Origin of the sequence: Pseudosulfitobacter koreensis, assembly GCF_024733015.1 — a bacterium.
In the GTDB taxonomy this organism is placed as follows: domain Bacteria; phylum Pseudomonadota; class Alphaproteobacteria; order Rhodobacterales; family Rhodobacteraceae; genus Pseudosulfitobacter; species Pseudosulfitobacter koreensis.
The window spans coordinates 12,164-30,580 of sequence record NZ_JANKJG010000002.1 but is presented as its reverse complement, the minus strand read 5'-3'; the positions used below and the strand labels follow the sequence as shown (position 1 = coordinate 30,580).

Genomic DNA, 18,417 nt, shown 5'->3' with positions numbered 1-18,417 from the left:
CCTAACGGCCAATTTTCTTAACGGGTTGTGATATATCGGCAAAACTGTCATCCCTTGCACGCAAGGGGAGATCTGCATGAATGGCAAGCTGACGCGAGAAACAGAGATCGACCGGGTATCGGAGCTTTTGGGACTGCCCGAAGAGGTCAACGACACCAAGACGCTGACCGATCAGGTCGGGTACGGGCTTCCTGCGGCATCGGTCGAGAAGATACTTCAGATCATGCATTCCCCGCCCGAGCTGAACCTGATCCCCGAGCGGGCGTACCGGCGGGCCAAGACCGAAAAGCAGCCACTGAGCCCGGTAAAAAGCCAGGTGCTCTACGATTTTGCGCGTGCTTACGTGGTGGCCGACCGGGTGCACGAGGGCAACGGCGCGCTGGTGATGCGCTTTCTGGAAAAGCCTCATTCCGAACTTGGCGGTGTCGCACCGATGGCGCTGGCAATCTCCAGCCCGGCGGGCGCCGATGCCGTGATTGAACTGCTGACCAGATAGGCGCGCTTACAGGCATGGTCGTGTCCTGGGGCGAAACAATCGCTTGATCGTTCAACAATTCACGAAAAATCTTCACCAATGTCGCATTGCTGACCCAATTCGGGAGCAAATACCGCTCCAAGGCACAAAAAGTTCGAGCATTAACCGTGCCACCGGAGATTTGATATGAAGCTTATTAAACTGATCACAGTGCTGGGTCTGGGCGCAATGGTGTCTGCCTGTGCCACAACCGAAACAGCCACGCGCAACATCCCCTTTGAAACCGCCCCGGCCTTCGCACGGGCAGATGCGATGCCGCTTTTGCAGACCGATCCGGCACCGCTGGCCCCCACGGTGCGCATCGCCGCGATCAACGTGACCGTGCCGCAATCGCTGAAGGTCTCGGAGGCGAACATGTATTACCCCAGCGGCGACATCGTCTGGCGCGAAGATCCCGCAGGGGACCGTCACGCACAGGTCACGGCGATTTTCCAGACGGCGCTGCAACGCGGTGCCGACAAGGTCGCGGGCGACCGTCCCGTCGTTCTGGATGTGACCGTCACGCGCTTTCACGCGCTGACCGAAAAGGCCCGCTATACCGTCGGCGGCGTTCATTCCATCGCCTTCACCATGCAGGTGCGCGATGCCGCTACGGGCGCGCCCTTGGGTGCGCCGCATCCGGTCAAGGCGAACCTCAAGGCGTTCGGCGGGCAGCAGGCCATCGACGCCGAATCCCGTGGTCTGACCCAGAAGGTGCGGATCGCCGCGCATCTGGCCGAGGTGCTGCGCCAGGAAATGGCCCGCGTAAGCGCGCCCGACGCCCCGCGTCAGGGTTTCATGCAGGTGGCGCGCAAACTCTGATCTTCCATTTCACCGCGATAACCATGTAAGAGGGCGCTATGACAGCGCCCTCATTGCATTCCGATGCCTCCGCCGACCGTCCATCCGACCGTCCCGTGGTCCGCCTTTTGCCCAAAGCCAACGCACGTGCTATCCGGCACGGCTTTCCTTGGGTCTATGCCAACGAACTGGTGACCGACCGCCGCACGCGCGGTCTGGCCCCCGGTACCATTGCCGAACTGGTCGACGAGAACCGCACGCCGATGGGCGTGGTCACGGTCAACCCCGACAGCAAGATCATCGCGCGGATGCTCGACAGCGAGCCCGGCGCGCAGATCAACCGTGCATGGCTGGTGAAACATCTGGCCCGCGCCCAGATCCTGCGCGCGCAATTGTTCGACGAGCCGTTCTACCGGCTGATCCACGCCGAGGCCGACGGGCTGCCCGGTGTGATCATCGACCGTTTCGGCGACACCTGCGTGATCCAGCCCAATGCGGCCTGGGCCGAGATGATGCTGCCCGATCTGGCGGCGGCACTGGCCGAGGTCACGGGCTGCACCAACATCCTTAAAAACGCCGGTGGCCGAACCCGCAGCCTTGAAGGGCTGAACGACGTGAACGAAGTGCTTTTGGGCAGCCAGCCCGATGGACCGGTGGCCGTGTCGATGAACGGGGCCACCTATATGGCCGATCTGGCGACGGGTCAGAAGACCGGCCTGTTCTTTGACCAGCGGCCCAACCACGCCTTTGCCAAACGACTGTCAAAAGGCGCGCGGGTGCTGGATGTGTTCAGCCATGTCGGTGGTTTTGGTCTGGCAGCTTTGGCCGGTGGTGCAGAGCATGTGCTGGCGGTCGACGGTTCTGCCCCGGCGCTGGAACTGGCGCGGGCCGGTGCCGACGCGATGGGTGTCGCGGGCAAGTTCGAGACGCGGCAGGGCGATGCGTTCGAAGTGCTGGCCGATCTCGAGGGGCAGGTTGACCCGTTCGAGGTGGTCGTGTGCGATCCGCCCGCATTTGCCCCCTCGCGCAAGGCGCTTGAGCCGGGCTTGCGCGCCTATGAACGTGTGGCGCGTCTGGCGGCACCGCTGGTGGCAGAGAACGGCATTCTGGTACTCTGCTCATGTTCGCACGCCGCAGACCTTACGCAATTCCGCTCGGCTTGCGTGCGCGGTATCGGACGGGCAGGGCGTCATGCGTCGCTGATCCACACCGGTTTTGCCGGACCCGACCACCCGCTGCTGCCTGCGCTGGCTGAAAGCGGCTATCTCAAGGCGTTGTTTTTCCGTCTCTAATCGGTGTTCGTCCCCTTGAAGATCATGATCGACGCCTGTGTGCTTTATCCCACCGTGATGCGGGAAATGGTGCTGGGCGTCGCCTCAAAAGGCGTGTTCGAGCCGCAATGGTCGCCGCGCCTGCTCGAGGAATGGGCGCGCGCCGCCGCACGTTTGGGACCGCAAGGCGAGGCGCAGGCGCGGGGCGAGATTGCGATGCTGCAGGCCGCGTGGCCGCGTGCGAGCGTGACGCCGCAGCCGGGGCTGTTGCAACGTCTGTGGCTGCCGGACGACAATGACATCCACGTTCTGGGGGCTGCGATTGCCGGATCGTCCGACGTAATCATGACCCTGAACGCCAAGGATTTCCCGCGCAATATCTTGGCCGAAGAGGGGCTGAGCCGGATCGACCCCGACGGTTATCTGCATCAGGTCTGGCTGAACCAGCCCGAAGTTGTACAAGATGTGGCCGAATATGTACTGGATCAGGCGCGCGCCATGTCAGGCAGTGACTGGACCATGCGCGGCCTGATGAAGAAGGCGCGTTTGCCCCGGATCGGCAAGGCGTTGGCCCAGCCAATACCCTAATCCGCAGACCATTTCGCATCGAGGGTGCGCAGCGCCGCGATCCGCTCGGTGGTCTTGGGGTGGCTCATCAACCAGGCGGGGGCGGCCCCCGAATTGCTCTGCGTCAACGCCTCGAGCTTTTCGAACAGCGAGATTTGCGGCGCGATCCCGATGCCCGCCTTGGTCAGCAGGGCGGCGGCATAGCTGTCCGCCTCGTATTCGTCCTTGCGCGACAGACGCGCGGCCAGCAGGCTGGTCAGCCCGTTGGCGATCAGCACGCCGATGCCCGGCAGGAACCGCGAGAGCACCATCGCCATCGCCGTGCGCAGCGCGTTCTGCCCCGAAAAGTCGATCATCCGGCGGCGCGAATGGCCCAAGGCGACGTGGCCCAGTTCGTGCGCGATGACCGATGCAAGCTCGTCCGCCGACACCTTGCCCTCGCGGAAGGCATTGTAGAACCCGCGCGTGATGAAGATGCGCCCATCGGGTGCCGCCAGGCCGTTGATCGGCGCGATTTCGTAGATGTGCACGCGGATGCGCGGCAGATCCAGCGCGGCTGCCATGCGGTTGCACAGGGTGCGCAGCATCGGATCGGCCAGCTCGGTCGATTTCTGATCCAGCTCGTTTTTCAACCGCCAGGTCGAGAACCGGTACATCACGAGGGCGTAGATGATCGCCAGCAGGATTGGGGTGAACTTCAACATAGCCTAGATATGGGGCGATAGGGGCCCAAGGGCAATGTTCACGTGTCCCATTTCACGGGCATTTTCACCGGGCCGCGAAAGGCCCAGCCTGCGAAGGGCGCGTCGCCTGCCAGCCGCAGGTTCTTCAACTCGGCGAAGGCCAGCGGCAGGGCCACTTCGGTGATCAGACAGCGTGCGGCGGCGGCACCTGCGCAGAAATGCGGTCCGGCGCCGAAGCTGATGGCGGATTGGGTGCTGCGGGTGATGTCGAAGGTGTCGGGCAGGGCGAAATGCGCCTCGTCGCGGTTGGCAGAGCCGTACATCAGGAACACGCGGTCTTCGGGCTCGAAGGTGACGCCCAGAACGGTATCGGCACGCTCCACCCGGCGCGGCGACATGCCGATGGGGGAAATCCAGCGCGCGTATTCCGCAAATGCATCGCCCCAGGTGGCGCGCCCGTCGAGGATCATCGCCAGTTGCGAGGGGTGTTTCAGCAGCGCCCAGACGGTGCCCGCGATTGCGTCGCGCGGCTCGTTCTGACCGCCCGAGATGATCAGCTTGATGTTGGCGCGGATGCTGTCGGGCGGCAGGCCCGCGTCGGTCATGACTTGCAGGGCGGACCTTGCAGGCGGGCCCTCGGTGGCGTCACTGATATGGTCGTCAATGAACCGCGTCGCGCGTTTGCAGCGGCTCTCGATTCCCTTGTCGCCTGCATAGTTGGCGCAGCCGTCGATCATGGCCTGGCTGACGCCATCCATCTCGGCATCGGTCATCGCCTCGAGCCCGGTGATCGCCTTGAGCGCGGAGGCCGCGACGGGCATGGCAAAATCCGTGACCAGATTGCATGTCCCGCGCGGCACCAGCCGTTTGATGTGGTACTGCGCTGCCGCCTCGAAGATCGGTTTCCAATGCTCTTGCACGGTGCGCGGGCTGAGGGCCGGGAACAGCGCGCGGCGTTCGGCCATATGCGCGTCGCCATCCTTGCGCATCATGTTCTCGCCCATCAGCCGCGTCATCAGCCCGTCGGGCTGGCGTGAAGAGAACACCTCGGTCCGCTTTTCCTGGGTGTGTATGTCATCGCGGCGCGTGAGCAGCGTGGCGCCCAGTTCGGGTACGTATGTCACGGGCGTCTCGGCACGCATCCTCGCCAGCGCCGGGTAGGGATCGGCGGCGAAGTCGGCAAGGTCGATATGGGTCACCGGAGCGTCTGACATTGCGGCACGGTACGGCGCGCCGCGATCTACGCCAAGCGAAATTGCGTGGGTAGAATTGCGCAGGTGAAGTTACGCCGGTGTGCGGATGCTTTTGGACGCCGTACCCACGCGGCAGATCAGCGCGTCAACGCCTTCATCCCGCGCGACAATCCTTCCAGCGTCATGGGCACCATCGTGTCCGGCCCCATGATGTCGCGGATCATCTTGATCGACTGGGTATAGTCCCAGTATTTCTCGGGGATCGGGTTGATCCACAGGGTGCTGGCCCATTGGTCGCGCACACGCTGCAGCCAGACCTGACCGCTTTCGGGGTTCCAGTGTTCGTTCGCGCCGCCCGGATAGGCGATTTCGTAAGGAGACATCGAAGCATCGCCGACGAAGATGCATTTGTAGTCCGGCCCGTAGGTGCGCAGGATCTCGTGCGTGGGCGTCTGCGCGTCCCAGCGGCGGCGGTTGTCGCGCCATACGCCTTCATAGAGGCAGTTGTGGAAATAGAAGTGCTCCATGTGCTTGAATTCGGACTTGGCCGCCGAAAACAGCTCTTCCATGACTTTGACGTGGGGGTCCATCGACCCGCCGATGTCCAGAAACAACAGCACCTTGACGGCATTGCGCCGCTCGGGGCGGGTTTTCACGTCGAGATATCCGTGTTCGGCGGTCGCGCGGATGGTGCCGTTGAGGTCCAGCTCTTCCTGCGCGCCGTCGCGGGCCCAGCGGCGCAGACGTTTCAGCGCGACCTTGATGTTGCGCGTGCCCAGCTCGACGCTGTCGTCCAGATTGCGAAACTCGCGCTTGTCCCAGACCTTGACCGCGCGCTGGTGGCGGGATTTGTCCTGACCGATGCGCACGCCTTCGGGGTTGTAGCCGTAGGCGCCAAAGGGCGAGGTGCCCGCCGTGCCGACCCATTTCGAGCCGCCCTGATGGCGTTTCTTTTGTTCCTCAAGACGCTTTTTCAGCGTCTCCATCAGCTTTTCGAACCCGCCCGCGGCTTCGATCTCGGCCTTTTCCTCTTCGCTCAGGTGCTTTTCGGCCATCTTTTCCAGCCAGTCGGCGGGGATGTCCACCGCTTCGAGCACCTGTTCGATGCTGATCTCTTCCAGCCCGTCGAAGGTGGCGGCAAAGGCGCGGTCGAACTTGTCGATGTTGCGCTCGTCCTTCACCATCGACACGCGGGCCAGGTAATAGAACGCCTCGACGTCATAGGTGGCAAGACCGGCTTTCATGCCCTCGAGAAAGGCCAGGAATTCGCGCAAGGACACCGGCACCCCGGCCTTGCGCAACTGATCGAAGAACCGCAGAAACATCAGACCAGCGCCCGGTCGATCAGCACGGTGACGATCAGCCCGACAAGGCAGAATGCGATGCCGTATCCGGCTGCATATTGCGCGATGTCCTTGCGGTTGCCCTTGCGGCGGCGCGCAGTCAGCCCGCCGATGACGGCCCCGATCAGAAAGCATGCGATCACGATCATAATGTGTACCCGTTTATCCGTTGAGCGGGTTCAGCGACGCGATCTCGCGCTCCTTGGCCCGCACAGCCCAGTCTGGACCAAAGCCGTAACGCGCCCACCCAAGGCTGTCCACCCTGACGGTACGTGCCTGCGCGCTGTCGCCGGTCAACTCAAGCGCTTCGGCGCGCAGCAGCAGCAGGGTGGACAGCAGTGCTGCATTCTCGTTGCGCGCGGCGATGTCGAGATGAGGTGCGATCAGCGCCTGTGCGCGCGCGCCGTCGCCCTGGCTGATAGCATAGGCGGCCAGTTGCGTGGCGACATAGGCGCGGTGCAGGTCCGCGCCGGGGGTTGCGGCGTAATAGCGGTCGGCCAGCGCGAAATGCGCCTGTGCCGCCTGCGGGTCGCTGCCCATCAAGAGGCGCCCGTTGGCATAATGTGCAAAGGCGCGGCGGTGGTCGGACCAGTTCATCAAGGTCGCGATCTTCAGCGCCTCTGCCGCGGCGGCACGGCGTTTGCGGGGGGATGCACCGGGGCCAAGCGCGCCCTGAACCGCAGCCGACCAGGCCTGCGGCGTGCGCGATACGCGGTGGACGGGACGTCCCTGACCGGCGGGATTGATCCGCGCCAGAACGCGCGGCAGAAGGGCCGCGACCTGCGCGCGCGACATGCCCGACCGCAGTTCCGGTGCGTAATAGGCACGCAGGATCATCATGTCGAACCCGGTCAGAACGGTGTGCACATTGTCATCGTTGAACACCGAATCCGGCAGCCGGTACAGATCGTTCAACGGCCCGATTGCCTGTGCCAGTTCCTCGTGCAGGCAATCGCGCGCCTCTTGGGGGCTTGCGTCATTGGGCAGGAAGATCGCCAGCTTTTCACGGGTTTGCAGCGTGGTCCAGCTGGTGCGCGGAGACCGGCGCAGGCTGCGGAATTCGTCCAGCGAGGTGACGTTGGGCACCACGAAGCACGCGGCATCCGGCAGGGTGCGGCTGATGTCGTCGCGGGTGACGGCCTGGATGGTTATGTTGGCCCTGCCGCTGGTGGTGCGGGTGATGTCGATGCCCGCCTCGGATTGCAGCCGCGCGATCAGCCGGTTCAGATCGGGCCCCAGCGACGCGGGCGGCGCGCCGGTGATGCGCACGGTGATCGGCCCCTCGAAGCGGGTAAAGACGGGCAGGGCGCGGCCTGATTCCAGCTCGAAGGCCAGTTCGAGAAAATCCTGCGCCAGATCGCCGTTCGACTTGCCGGTCTGGACCGGCTGCGGGGCGGCAAAGGTCTTCATCGCGGGCAGGGAGCGGTCCGGCGCAATCGCGCGCGTCGGGATGTGGTTTTGCGACACGGGCATGCAGGCGTTCAGCATCAGCGCAAGGGGCAGAAGACATTTGCGCATCAGCCCCTCGCGTATTTGATGAAGGGTGTCTGGGTGCCGATCCGGTCGTAAAGCAGGCGGGCGGTGTGGTTGAAATCCTGCGTCAGCCAATAGACCGACGGCGCGCCTGCCTTGTCGGCGGCGGCATAGACCGCTTCGATCAGCGCGCGCCCGATGCCTTTGCCACGCACGCCGGGATCGGCATAGAGGTCTTGAAGATAGCAGGTGTCCTCGATCTTCCAGCCGTGACGGTGGAACAGATAATGGGTCAGGCCGACCAGCCTGCCGTCCAGTTCGGCCACCAGACAGTTGAAATCACGCGGGTCGTCGCCCAGCAGCCGGTCGAAATAGATGTCGTAGATCCGGGCTTCGACACTGGTTTCATAGAACTCCAGATAGCCGGTCCACATTTCGGCCCAGCGGGCGCGATCCGATGCCAGAAGAGTACGCACAATCAGTGCGGGATTTTGTGTCATGATCTGCCTGCCTGCTCTCTTTATCGGTATTGGGAGTCTTTTCGCTCCGGTTGCCGACATCGTTAGGGAACATTAAGGGCCAATTTGTGACAGCGTTCAAGGATTGCATGGTTTTATGGCGTGCGGGCGGGACAAGCCGCGGCAATCACGCAACAAACCGAGCGCCGGACATGAAAAAACCGCGCCGGACTGTGGCGCGGTTTGACTGAGTGTCGGCAAGGTGGCTGGGGTGTGATCAGCGTTGCTGCCCGCGCGCCATGAAGGCCAGGCGTTCGAACAGGTGCACGTCCTGTTCGTTCTTCAGCAGCGCACCGTGCAGTTTGGGCAGGGCGGATTTGCCGTCGGATTTCAGGTCCTCCGCGCTCATGTCCTCGGCCAGCAACAGCTTGAGCCAGTCCAGCACCTCGGAGGTCGATGGCTTTTTCTTCAGGCCGGTCTGTTCGCGGATCTCGAAGAACTGGGTCAGCGCGGTGGTCAGCAACTGGTCCTTGATGCCGGGGTGGTGCACTTCGACGATGGTGCGCAGCGTGTCCATGTCGGGAAACTGGATGTAGTGAAAGAAGCAGCGGCGCAGGAATGCGTCGGGCAATTCCTTTTCGTTGTTCGAGGTGATGATGACGATGGGGCGGTTCACGGCGCGGATGGTCTCGCCGGTCTCGTATACGAAAAACTCCATCTTATCAATTTCTTGCAGCAGGTCGTTGGGGAACTCGATATCCGCCTTGTCGATCTCGTCGATCAGCAGCACGACCTTCTCGTCGGCCTCGAAGGCCTCCCACAGCTTGCCCTTGCGGATGTAGTTGGACACGTCGTGGACTTTTTCCTCGCCCAGCTGGCTGTCGCGCAGACGGCTGACCGCGTCGTATTCGTACAGGCCCTGTTGCGCGCGGGTGGTTGACTTGATGTTCCATTCGATCAACCGCAGGCCGAGCGAATTCGCGACCTGCTTGGCCAGTTCGGTCTTGCCCGTGCCCGGTTCGCCCTTGACCAGCAGGGGGCGTTCCAAGGTCACGGCGGCGTTGACCGCTATCGTCAGATCGTCGGTTGCCACATAGCTTTCGGTGCCGGTGAATTTCATCTGGAATACCCTCATTTCGAAACGCGGTTTCGCTGAATTTGCCCCAGCCATGCCGCATTGTGTAGTGACATTCAACCGCGCCTGTAATAGACGCTGCGGCAGGGGGCCAACGCACATCGTATTATGCTGGAAAATCACATGAACAGTGTCGGCCAAGTTGAGGGGAAATCTATGAAACAGGAAATGTTTCTGCCAAAAGATTATCAACCGGCAGAAGACGAGCCGTTCATGAACGATCGGCAGGTAGAGTACTTTCGGCGCAAGCTGCTGAACTGGAAAGTCGAGCTTCAGGCAGGCAGCCGCGACACCATCGAAGGGCTTCAGGACGGCACGCGCAACATCCCCGACGTGGCAGATCGCGCCTCTGAGGAAACCGACCGCGCGCTTGAGCTGCGCACCCGTGACCGTCAGCGCAAACTGGTCAGCAAGATCGACGCCGCCCTGCGACGCATCGACGAAGGTGAATACGGGTATTGCTCGGTCACCGGCGAGCCGATTTCCCTCAAACGTCTCGACGCACGCCCCATCGCCACGATGAGTCTCGAAGCTCAGGAGCGCCACGAGCGCCGCGAGAAAGTGCACCGCGACGACTGATGTCCTATCTTGAAAATGCATCCGTCGCCGTGATTGGCGGCGGCATCGGAGGGCTGGCGGCTGCGCTGGCCTTTTCGCGTTTCGGGGCACAGGTCACCGTCTTCGAGCAGGCGCAGGCGCTGACCGAAGTTGGGGCGGGCATCCAGATCACGCCCAATGGGGGCCGAGTTCTGGCGGCGCTGGGGCTGGCCGACCGGCTGGACGACCACAGCCTGCGCGCGCAGGCCGTCCAGCCGCGCGATGGGCTGAGCGGGCGGGCGATCGCGCGCTTCGACCTGACGGGGCAGGTGCCGTCCTACCGCTTCTTTCACCGCGCGGCGCTGATCGGCCTGCTGGGGTCGGCGTGCCGTGCCGCTGGCGTCACCTTCCACCTCGGCGCGCGTGTGGGCGCGGTCACGACCGACGGCACCGTAACTGCGCAGGGTGTGACCCAGCGTTTCGATCTGGTGGTGGGGGCTGATGGGCTGCATTCGGTCGCGCGCGGTCTGCTGAACGATCAGCGCGCGCCGTTCTTTACCGGGCAGGTCGCGTGGCGTGGCTTGGTCGAGGGGATCACAGCCGACCCCGTGGCGCAGATCTGGATGGCGCCGGGCAAGCACGTGGTGACCTATCCGTTGAAAGACGGCCTCTTGAACGTCGTCGCGGTGCAGGAACGCGACCATTGGGCCGCCGAGGGCTGGCACCACGAGGATGCGCCGGAAAACCTGCAAGCGGCTTTCTCCGATACAGGCGCAGAACTTCGAAACCTGATCGCCGGGGTCGATGCTCCACGGCTTTGGGGGCTGTTCCGCCATCCGGTCGCACAGCACTGGTATCGCGACCGGCTGGCGATCCTCGGCGACGCGGCGCATCCGACGTTGCCGTTCCTGGCGCAGGGGGCCAATCTGGCGCTGGAGGATGCGTGGACCCTTGCCGCCGCCTGCGCCGCCTTGCCCGTGAACGAGGCTCTGCCGCGTTACCAGGCCTCGCGTGCCCCGCGTGTTACCCGCGCCATCGCGGCTGCGAATGCCAACGCGCGGAACTACCACCTCGGCGGTCTGCGCGCCCGTGTGGCCCACGCAGGCCTGCGCACGCTGGGGACGATCGCGCCGAACGCTTTCCTCAACCGCCTAAGCTGGCTTTACGATCACGACGTAACGGCTTCTTTTGGCTGAAAATATCCCGGGGAGCGCGCAGCGCGGGGCAGAGCCCCAAGACTATGCCGCCAGTTCCACCCAGACCGGCACGTGATCCGAGGGCTTTTCCAGCCCACGCACGTCGCGGTCGATGCCTGCGTCGGTCATCATGTCCGCGACCGCCGCCGACATCAGGAAATGGTCGATACGGATGCCGTCGTTGCGGTTCCACGCACCGGCCTGATAGTCCCAGAACGAATATTGGCCGGGGCGCGGGTCGCGGGCGCGGAAGGCTTCGGTGAGCCCCAGGTTCAGGATACGGCGGTAGGCTTCGCGCGATTCCATCCGGAACAGCGCATCCTCGCGCCAAGCATCGGGGCGTGCGGCGTCTTCGGACTGGGGGATGATGTTGTAGTCGCCCGCCATCAGGAACGGCATTTCCTCAGCCAGCAGCGCCTCGGCGCGCTTCTGCATGCGGGCCATCCACGCCAGTTTGTAATCGTATTTCAGCCCCGGCACCGGGTTGCCGTTGGGCAGATAGAGCCCGCAGATCCGCAGCGCCTCGCGCTCGCCCACGACCGTCGCCTCGATCCAGCGGGCCTGTTCGTCGGTGTCGTCGCCGGGCAGGCCGCGGGTCACGTCCTCTAGCGGTAGTTTCGACAGGATGCCGACGCCGTTGAACGACTTCTGGCCATGCACCTCGACGTTATAGCCGCGCTCTTCGAACAGTTCGCGGGGGAAGCCCTCGTCGACGGATTTGATCTCTTGCAGCAGCACCACGTCAGGCTGAAACGCGTCCAGCCAGTCGGGCAGGGCCTGCGCGCGTGCCTTGATCCCGTTGATGTTGAACGTGGCGATTTTCATCTGGTGATCCTCTGCGCTGTCGGCATTTTCAGGGTGCGCCTTCAGCTATCGCCGATCCCTCGGGTCGGGGCAAGCAGATGGGTCACATCGAGAACGAGGTGCCGCAGCCGCACGCACTGGTGGCGTTGGGGTTGTCGATGACGAAACGTGCGCCGATCAGCTCTTCGGAAAAGTCGATGACCGCATTGGCCAGGAACGGCAGCGACACGGAATCGACCACGACTTTCTGGCCTTCGCCTTCGAGTACCAGATCGTCGTCCTTGGGGACATCCAGCGCTATTTCGTACTGGAATCCCGAGCATCCGCCGCCCTCGACCGCGACGCGCAGCGCCTGACCCTGGCCTGCGGCGCCGATCTCGGCGAGGCGTTCAAAGGCGCGTGGGGTGACTTTTGGTGGCAAATTCATAGGATTATCCTGTGTTTCGCAAGGTTTCCCGCTGTTGCAGGGGGTGTCATGTTCGCTTCAAACCAATATAGATACCCTAAGGACAGGCCACAAGGACCAGCCACATGCGCGCACCCTTTGCCTCTGATCCCGCCGAGGCCCGGGGACGGCTGGTGCGGGAAGAGGAAAGCACATTCCGCTCCTGCTTTCAGCGGGACCGCGACCGGATCATTCACGCCAGCGCCTTTCGGCGGCTGAAGCACAAGACCCAAGTGTTCATCGAACACGAGGGCGACTATTACCGCACCCGGCTGACGCATTCGATCGAGGTGGCGCAGGTGGCGCGGACGATCTCGGGCGCGCTGGGGCTGAATGCCGAGCTGACCGAGGCCGTCGCCCTGGCGCATGACCTGGGGCACACGCCGTTCGGGCACACCGGCGAGGATGCGCTGGGGGCGCTGATGGCGCCCTATGGCGGGTTTGACCACAATGCGCAGGCGATCCGCATCGTCACCCATCTGGAGCGGCATTATGCCGATTTTGACGGGTTGAACCTGACCTGGGAAACGCTGGAGGGCATCGCCAAGCACAATGGCCCCGTCACCGGCGAAATCCCCTGGGCGCTTGCCGCCTATAACCGGCATCACGATCTGGAACTGCACACCTATGCCAGCGCCGAGGCGCAGGTGGCGGCAATCGCCGACGATGTGGCCTATAACCACCACGACCTGCACGACGGGCTGCGCGCCGAGTTGTTTTCGACCGACGAGCTGGCCGAACTGCCGATCCTGCGCGACAATTTCGCCGCCGTCGATGCGGCCTATCCCGATCTGAATTACTACCGCCGCCGCCACGAGGCGCTGCGCCGTTTCTTTGGCGTGCTGGTCGAGGATGTGATCGGTTTTGCCCGCACCCGTCTGGCAGAGATCGACCCGAAGTCGCCGACCGACGTGCGGATGGCGGGGCAGACGGTGATCCGGTTTTCCGACCCCGTATTTCAGGACCTGAAGGTTATCCGCGCCTTTCTGTTTGACCGGATGTACCGCGCGCCCACGGTGGTGAAGATGCGCGCCGAGGTCACGCAGGTGGTCGAGGAGTTGTTCCCGTTCTTCATGGCGCATACGGATTACCTGCCCAAGCAGTGGCGCAAGGACGTGGACGAGGTCGAGAGCGAAACCGCCCTGGCCCGGATCGTCAGTGATTATATCGCGGGGATGACGGACCGCTTTGCGCTGCAGGAACACGCGCGGCTGATCGGCGGATAGCGGGCATTCGGGGGCTCTGCCCCCTGTCCCCCCGGGATACTTGAGGGCCAAAAGAAGACGGGCGGGCGGCTTTGGCCCCCTGCACAGAGATTGACCACATGCGCAAAGGTGCTAAACCCGCGCAAACCCAAGATATGGACCTGAGTGATGAACCTTTTTGCCGAAATCCGCGTGCTTGTGATCGAGAACCTGGAAGCCATGCAGTCCGAGGGCGTGTTGCCCGGCGGACTGGATCTGGGGAATGTGACCGTCGAGCCGCCGCGCGATGCCGCACATGGGGACATGGCGACCAATGCCGCGATGGTGCTGGCCAAGCCTGCGAGGCTGAAGCCGCGCGACATTGCGGACACGCTGGCGACCAGGCTGATGGCGGATGGCCGTGTGATCAGCGCCGAAGTGGCGGGGCCGGGCTTTTTGAACCTGCGGCTGGCCCCCGTGGTCTGGCAGGGTGTGGTCGGTGCTGTGCTGGCGGCAGGGACTGATTTTGGCCGCTCGGACATGGGGCAGGGCCGCAAGGTCAACGTGGAATACGTAAGCGCCAATCCCACCGGGCCGCTGCATGTGGGGCACACGCGGGGTGCGGTCTTTGGCGATGCGCTGGCGTCGCTGCTGGACTTTGCGGGCCATGAGGTCACGCGCGAATACTACATCAACGACGGCGGTGCGCAGGTCGATGTTCTGGCCCGCTCTGTCTACCTGCGGTATCTTGAGGCGCACGGGCAGGAGGTGGCCTTTCCCGATGGCACATACCCTGGCGATTACTTGGTCGACGTGGGGCAGGCACTGAAGGAAAAGGTCGGCGATGCCTATGTGGAGCGCGACGAGGGCGTCTGGCTGGAAGAGGTGCGCAATTTCTCGACCGACGCGATGATGGACCTGATCCGCGCCGATCTGAAATCGTTGGGCGTCGAGATGGACGTGTTCTACAGCGAAAAGTCGCTTTATGGTACGGGCCGGATCGAGGCCGCCATCGAAGACCTGAAGGCCAAGGGCCTGATCTACGAGGGCGTGCTGGAGCCGCCAAAGGGCAAGAAGCCCGAGGACTGGGAGCCGCGCGAGCAGACGCTGTTCCGCTCGACCGAGCATGGCGACGATGTGGACCGCCCGGTGATGAAGTCGGACGGGGCCTGGACCTATTTCGCGCCGGATATCGCCTACCATTACGACAAGGTGCAGCGCGGGTTCGATGCGCTGATCGACGTCTTTGGTGCGGATCACGGCGGCTATGTCAAACGGATGAAGGCGGCGGTATCGGCGCTGTCGGGGGGCACTGTGCCGCTGGACATCAAGCTGTGTCAGCTGGTGAAGCTCTATAAAAACGGCGAGCCGTTCAAGATGTCCAAGCGGGCAGGGACGTTCGTGACCCTGCGCGATGTGGTCGATCAGGTGGGCCCCGACGTCACCCGCTTTGTGATGTTGACGCGCAAGAATGATGCCTCGCTGGATTTCGATTTCGACAAGGCGGTCGAGCAGAGCCGCGAGAACCCGGTGTTCTACGTGCAATACGCCCATGCGCGGGTGAATTCGGTGCTGCGCAAGGCCGCCGAGGCGGGGATCGACACCGATGCCGCGCCTGATCTGACGCTGCTGGACCATGCGGCGGAGCTGGCGCTGGCCGGAAAGCTGGCGGAATGGCCGCGTCTGGTCGAAACGGCGGCGCGCACCAATGAGCCGCACCGGGTGGCGTTTTACCTCTATGAACTGGCGGGGGATTTCCACGGGCTGTGGAACAAGGGCAACGACGAGACCAGCCTGCGGTTCATTCAGGAAGATGACCACGCCGCCAGTGTTGCAAAAATCGCGCTGGCGCGTGCCGTTGCCGTTGTAATTGCGGCTGGTCTTGGTATTCTCGGCGTCACACCGGCTGACGAGATGCGCTGATTAAACGGCGCCGCAGCCTTCGAGCAGGCAATGTGACAGCAGACCGGCGCGGCGATGTATCGCGCGGGCAGTGAGGCAAAAATGGCAGACGTTTACGACACCCAGAGCTTGGGCGAAGAGAGCTATGTCGCGCAGTTTGGCGCAGCAGGCAATGCAACCGCCAAGTCTCTGACCAATATGACAAATATCGCAGGGGCGGTGATGTCGCTGGCGTTGATCACGGGCGTTGGCGTCTGGGGTTACAAGCTGATGATGCGCGATGTCAGCGGCATTCCGGTTGTGCGGGCCGTGGCGGGCGACATGCGCGTGCGCCCCGAAGAGCCGGGCGGGCAGCTGGCGCTGAACCAGGGGCTTGCGGTGAATGCCGTCGCGGCAGACGGCGTGGCCGAGGCGCCCGCCGACCGCTTTGTGCTGGCGCCGCGTCCCGTGACCTTGACGCCGGATGATACGCCCATTCTGGCGTCGATGGTGGTGCCTATGGTTGCATCTGCGCCACAGTCGGCCACCGTGGCCATTGCACCCGAAATCGGGCAGGATTTGTCCCTGAGCGAGGACGCCTTGCGCGCAGAGACGGACCCGCAGGCCCTGAATGCGCTGATCGACGCGTTGACCGCAGGTGTCGAACCGATCGAGGTTGAAGATGGCGAGGCGGATTTCCTTGAGACCGCCGTGGCCGCAGAAATCATCCAGCCAGAACCGGTTCAGGCCGTGCTGGCTGGCCCCGGAGTGCAGCTTTCGCTGCGTCCCAAGGTGCGGCCCGCAAGTGCGCCCGCCATGGTGATCCCCGCGCGCGCCGAGGTGGTCGAGCAGGCACCGCTGACCGAGATCGACGCCGCCACCCTGGCCACCGGCACCCGCCTTGTGCAATTGGGGGCCTTCGACAGCCCCGAGATCGCGCGCGAGCAATGGACCCGGATCGAAGGCCGCTTTGGCGACTACATGACCGGAAAATCGCGTGTCGTGCAGATGGCGCAAAGCGGTGGGCGCACGTTCTACCGGCTGCGCGCCCATGGCTTTGACGATCTGTCGGACGCGCGGCGCTTCTGTTCGGCCCTGGTGGCAGAAGGGGCAGACTGCATTCCGGTCGTGACGCGATGACCTTCGGCGCGACCATTCTGGATGCTGACGGGCTGCGGCTGTCATCGGACGAGGTGGCCTTCTTTCGCGATGTGCTGCCGTTCGGGTTCATCCTGTTCGCCCGCAACATCGACAACCCCGATCAGGTCCGCGCGCTCTGCGCCGATATGCGCAACGCGGTTGGCCATGAATGTCCGATCACCATAGATCAGGAGGGCGGGCGCGTGCAGCGTCTGCGTGCGCCGCAGTGGCGTGAATGGTTGCCTCCGCTGGATTTCGTGAGCGCTGCGGGCGACCGGGCCGAGCGGGCGATGTACCTGCGGGGCCGGGTGATCGCCCATGAACTTCGCGCCATCGGTGTCGACAGCAACTGTGCGCCGATGGTCGATGTGGCCTGCGCCGACAGCCATCCGTTTCTGCGCAACCGCTGCTATGGCGCGGATGCAGGGACAGTGGCGACTCTGGGACGTGCCCACGCCCAAGGCATGCTGGACGGGGGCGTATTGCCCGTGGTCAAGCACATCCCCGGCCATGGCCGTGCGACGCAGGACAGCCATTTCGATCTGCCGAAGGTCTCGGCCGACCGCGCCGATCTGGACGCACAGGATTTTGCGCCGTTCAAGGCGCTGAACGATCTGCCAATGGGGATGACCGCGCATCTGGTCTATGATGCCATTGACGAAGCCCCCGCGACGCTCTCGTCCAAGGTGATGGAGATGATCCGCACCGACATCGGATTTGACGGGCTGATCATGACCGACGACATCTCGATGAAGGCGCTGAGCGGGTCGCTGACCGAGCTATCACGCGGTGCGCTGGACGCGGGCTGTGACGTGATCCTGCATTGCAACGGCACGCTGTCTGAGCGGATGGAGGTCGCCGCAGCGGCAGGCGAGATGGGCAAGGACGCGCAACGCCGCGCCGAGGCCGCATTGAGCATGCGCCACACGCCCGACGACATTGACATTTCCGCCGCCGACGCCGAACTTGAGAGCCTGTTGAATTAGGGCGCTGACGGGCGCGGATGCGCATGGCTGAAAATCTCTTCGAGGAAGACAAGGTCAGCGTCAGCGAACGTCTGGCCGCCGAGGCGCTGATCGTGGATGTGGACGGCTTCGAGGGGCCGCTCGATCTGTTGTTGACGCTTAGCCGCACCCAAAAGGTCGATTTGCGCCGGGTTTCCGTGCTGCAATTGGCGCGGCAGTATCTGGCCTTTGTCGAAAAGGCCAAGGCGCTGCGGCTGGAGCTGGCGGCGGATTATCTGGTGATGGCGGCCTGGCTCGCCTTTCTGAAATCACGGTTGCTGCTACCGCCCGACCCGACCGAAGAGGGGCCATCGGGCGAAGAGTTGGCAGCACATCTGGCGTTTCAGCTGGAGCGGTTGCAGGCGATGCGCGATGCCGCGGCGCGGTTGATGGCGCGCGACCAGCTGGGGCGTGATTTCTTTGCGCGCGGGCAATCCGAGATGGTGACGCGGGTGCGCAAGGTGACCTATTCCGCGACGCTGCTGGATTTGATGCAGGGCTATGCCCGCATCCGCACCCGCGACGATTTCCGGCCCTTCGTGATGGACCGCGAGTCGGTGTTCACGATGGAGCAGGCGCTGGACCGGATGCGCGGGCTGATCGGCTATGCGGGCGACTGGACCGAAATCTCGACCTATCTGCCCGAGGGGTGGGACAATGATCCGGTGCGGCGACGCTCTGCTACGGCGGCGACATTCGCGGCCTCGCTCGAGCTGGTCAAGGAAGGACATCTTGAGATGAGGCAGTCGGAAATGTTCGCGCCGATCCAGTTGCGCAAAAGGGATTAA

At 63.6% G+C, this 18,417-nt stretch carries 20 protein-coding genes; 11 read left to right on the top strand and 9 right to left on the bottom strand.

Annotated features, from left to right (window positions below):
- The first annotated feature begins 76 nt into the window (after positions 1 to 76).
- The 4 genes from NTA49_RS03270 (at position 77) to NTA49_RS03255 (ending at position 3,174) form a co-directional block, all read left to right on the top strand.
- Positions 77 to 496 carry an antitoxin Xre/MbcA/ParS toxin-binding domain-containing protein gene (locus NTA49_RS03270; RefSeq protein WP_258293228.1) on the top strand — a complete coding sequence of 140 codons (420 nt, stop codon included), beginning with the start codon at positions 77 to 79 and terminating at the stop codon, positions 494 to 496.
- A 165-nt stretch (positions 497 to 661) separates the two neighbouring features.
- Positions 662 to 1,336 carry a DUF6778 family protein gene (locus NTA49_RS03265; protein WP_258293227.1) on the top strand — a complete coding sequence of 225 codons (675 nt, stop codon included), beginning with the start codon at positions 662 to 664 and terminating at the stop codon, positions 1,334 to 1,336.
- A 38-nt stretch (positions 1,337 to 1,374) separates the two neighbouring features.
- Positions 1,375 to 2,607 (top strand): RSP_2647 family RNA methyltransferase, encoded by a 1,233-nt coding sequence (locus NTA49_RS03260; protein WP_258293226.1) that lies wholly within the window; start codon positions 1,375 to 1,377, stop codon positions 2,605 to 2,607.
- A 24-nt stretch (positions 2,608 to 2,631) separates the two neighbouring features.
- Positions 2,632 to 3,174 carry an RSP_2648 family PIN domain-containing protein gene (locus NTA49_RS03255; RefSeq protein WP_258293225.1) on the top strand — a complete coding sequence of 181 codons (543 nt, stop codon included), beginning with the start codon at positions 2,632 to 2,634 and terminating at the stop codon, positions 3,172 to 3,174.
- On the opposite strand, the gene NTA49_RS03250 is transcribed toward NTA49_RS03255, so the two are convergent.
- The 7 genes from NTA49_RS03250 to NTA49_RS03220 all read right to left on the bottom strand — a co-directional run bounded on the left by NTA49_RS03250 (position 3,171) and on the right by NTA49_RS03220 (position 9,423).
- Entirely contained in the window at positions 3,171 to 3,857 is a 687-nt protein-coding gene (locus NTA49_RS03250; RefSeq protein WP_258293224.1) for a M48 family metallopeptidase, read from the bottom strand. The two genes, NTA49_RS03255 and NTA49_RS03250, sit on opposite strands and share 4 nt — an antisense overlap.
- Before the next feature lie 38 nt (positions 3,858 to 3,895).
- Entirely contained in the window at positions 3,896 to 5,050 is a 1,155-nt protein-coding gene (locus NTA49_RS03245; protein ID WP_258293223.1) for a cytochrome P450, read from the bottom strand.
- A gap of 116 nt (positions 5,051 to 5,166) precedes the next feature.
- Positions 5,167 to 6,354 carry a vWA domain-containing protein gene (locus tag NTA49_RS03240; RefSeq protein WP_258293222.1) on the bottom strand — a complete coding sequence of 396 codons (1,188 nt, stop codon included), beginning with the start codon at positions 6,352 to 6,354 and terminating at the stop codon, positions 5,167 to 5,169.
- Positions 6,354 to 6,521, bottom strand: coding sequence for a hypothetical protein (locus NTA49_RS03235; protein WP_258293221.1), 168 nt, complete (start codon positions 6,519 to 6,521; stop codon positions 6,354 to 6,356). Before NTA49_RS03235 ends, NTA49_RS03240 begins: the two co-directional genes overlap by 1 nt.
- Before the next feature lie 13 nt (positions 6,522 to 6,534).
- Positions 6,535 to 7,890 carry a DUF2927 domain-containing protein gene (locus tag NTA49_RS03230; protein WP_258293220.1) on the bottom strand — a complete coding sequence of 452 codons (1,356 nt, stop codon included), beginning with the start codon at positions 7,888 to 7,890 and terminating at the stop codon, positions 6,535 to 6,537.
- Entirely contained in the window at positions 7,890 to 8,345 is a 456-nt protein-coding gene (locus tag NTA49_RS03225; protein WP_258293219.1) for a GNAT family N-acetyltransferase, read from the bottom strand. The genes NTA49_RS03230 and NTA49_RS03225 overlap by 1 nt, the downstream gene beginning before the upstream one ends.
- Positions 8,346 to 8,580: 235 nt before the next feature.
- Positions 8,581 to 9,423 carry an AAA family ATPase gene (locus NTA49_RS03220; RefSeq protein WP_258293218.1) on the bottom strand — a complete coding sequence of 281 codons (843 nt, stop codon included), beginning with the start codon at positions 9,421 to 9,423 and terminating at the stop codon, positions 8,581 to 8,583.
- A gap of 171 nt (positions 9,424 to 9,594) precedes the next feature.
- On the opposite strand from NTA49_RS03220, the gene dksA reads away from it, so the two are divergent.
- Positions 9,595 to 10,017, top strand: a complete 423-nt coding sequence (gene dksA, locus NTA49_RS03215) for an RNA polymerase-binding protein DksA (RefSeq protein ID WP_258293217.1) — start codon at positions 9,595 to 9,597, stop codon at positions 10,015 to 10,017.
- On the top strand, positions 10,017 to 11,171 hold the full coding sequence (locus NTA49_RS03210; RefSeq protein WP_258293216.1) for an FAD-dependent monooxygenase: 1,155 nt from the start codon (positions 10,017 to 10,019) through the stop codon (positions 11,169 to 11,171). Before dksA ends, NTA49_RS03210 begins: the two co-directional genes overlap by 1 nt.
- Positions 11,172 to 11,213: 42 nt before the next feature.
- Here NTA49_RS03210 and xth read toward each other — a convergent pair whose 3' ends face one another.
- Together xth and NTA49_RS03200 are read right to left on the bottom strand one after the other, a co-directional pair.
- A complete protein-coding gene (gene xth / locus NTA49_RS03205; protein ID WP_258293215.1) occupies positions 11,214 to 11,996 on the bottom strand; it encodes an exodeoxyribonuclease III in 783 nt (260 codons plus the stop codon).
- Between the two features lie 82 nt (positions 11,997 to 12,078).
- Entirely contained in the window at positions 12,079 to 12,402 is a 324-nt protein-coding gene (locus NTA49_RS03200) for a HesB/IscA family protein (RefSeq protein ID WP_258293214.1), read from the bottom strand.
- Positions 12,403 to 12,506: 104 nt separating this feature from the next.
- Between NTA49_RS03200 and NTA49_RS03195 the strand changes: the two genes are divergently transcribed.
- The 5 genes from NTA49_RS03195 (at position 12,507) to NTA49_RS03175 (ending at position 18,417) form a co-directional block, all read left to right on the top strand.
- On the top strand, positions 12,507 to 13,646 hold the full coding sequence (locus NTA49_RS03195) for a deoxyguanosinetriphosphate triphosphohydrolase (RefSeq protein WP_258293213.1): 1,140 nt from the start codon (positions 12,507 to 12,509) through the stop codon (positions 13,644 to 13,646).
- 147 nt (positions 13,647 to 13,793) lie between these two features.
- A complete protein-coding gene (argS, locus tag NTA49_RS03190; RefSeq protein WP_258293212.1) occupies positions 13,794 to 15,527 on the top strand; it encodes an arginine--tRNA ligase in 1,734 nt (577 codons plus the stop codon).
- Between the two features lie 81 nt (positions 15,528 to 15,608).
- On the top strand, positions 15,609 to 16,625 hold the full coding sequence (locus NTA49_RS03185) for an SPOR domain-containing protein (RefSeq protein ID WP_258293211.1): 1,017 nt from the start codon (positions 15,609 to 15,611) through the stop codon (positions 16,623 to 16,625).
- A complete protein-coding gene (gene nagZ, locus NTA49_RS03180; protein WP_258293210.1) occupies positions 16,622 to 17,611 on the top strand; it encodes a beta-N-acetylhexosaminidase in 990 nt (329 codons plus the stop codon). Before NTA49_RS03185 ends, nagZ begins: the two co-directional genes overlap by 4 nt.
- A gap of 23 nt (positions 17,612 to 17,634) precedes the next feature.
- Positions 17,635 to 18,417, top strand: a complete 783-nt coding sequence (locus NTA49_RS03175; RefSeq protein WP_258293209.1) for a segregation and condensation protein A — start codon at positions 17,635 to 17,637, stop codon at positions 18,415 to 18,417.